This is a genomic window from Herbaspirillum sp. B65 (assembly GCF_000333555.1).
GTDB lineage: Bacteria > Pseudomonadota > Gammaproteobacteria > Burkholderiales > Burkholderiaceae_D > Herbaspirillum > Herbaspirillum rubrisubalbicans.
In genome coordinates this window covers 1-900 of sequence record NZ_BADI01000154.1, presented here as the reverse complement: position 1 = coordinate 900, position 900 = coordinate 1, and the positions used below count along the sequence as shown (strand labels likewise).

At 62.1% G+C, this 900-nt stretch carries 1 protein-coding gene; it reads left to right on the top strand.

What is annotated here, in order from left to right:
• The coding region (locus tag I5W_RS04055; RefSeq protein ID WP_044528275.1) for a helix-hairpin-helix domain-containing protein at positions 1–900 on the top strand (900 nt) is incomplete at both ends.

The window sequence follows — 900 nt, the reverse complement described above, 5'->3', positions numbered from 1 at the left end:
TGAACTGTTCCGCGAAGGCGCGGCCAAGAACGGGCTGGACCAGGCCAAGGCCGACGAGATCTTCGACTTGATGGAAAAGTTCGCCGGCTACGGCTTCAACAAGTCGCACGCGGCCGCCTATGCGCTGCTGTCGTATTACACCGCCTATCTGAAGGCCCATCACCCCGCCGCGTTCATGGCCGCCAACTTGTCGCTGGCCATGGAAGATACGGACAAGGTCAAGATCCTGATCGAAGACTCGATCGATATCTGCAAGCTGGCCATCCTCCCGCCGGACATCAACAAGTCCGACTACCGCTTCATGCCGGTGGGCGAGCCGGGCAAGAAGGCCACCCAGATCCGCTATGGCCTGGGGGCCGTCAAGGGCGCCGGGCAGAACGCCATCGAAGCCATTCTGGAGGCGCGCAAGAGTGGTCCCTTCAAGGACTTGTTCGACTTCGCCAAGCGGGTGGACAAGAAGCAGATCAACCGCCGCACCATCGATTCGCTGATCCGTGCCGGTGCCTTCGATTGCTTCAAGGTCGACCGCGCCATCCTGCAGGCCTCGGTCAACCTGGCTTGGGAAAGCGCCGAGCAGGCCGAGAAATCGGCCAACCAGGTCAGCCTCTTTGGTGGCGACGACAGCGATCTGGAAGCGCCGCTGGAATACGTGCAGGTGCCCGCCTGGAGCGACAAGCAGCGCTTGACGGAAGAGAAGGGCGCCTTGGGCTTCTATCTCTCCGGCCACCTGTTCTCGGCCTATGAAAAGGAAGTACGCCGCTTTGTGCGCACCAAGATCGCCAGCCTGGAACCCTCTTGGGAGCCACGCAGCCTGGCCGGCATCATCACCGGTGTGCGGGTGCAGATGACCCAGCGCGGCAAGCTGGTGATCTGCACGCTCGACGATGGCACGGGCGTGAT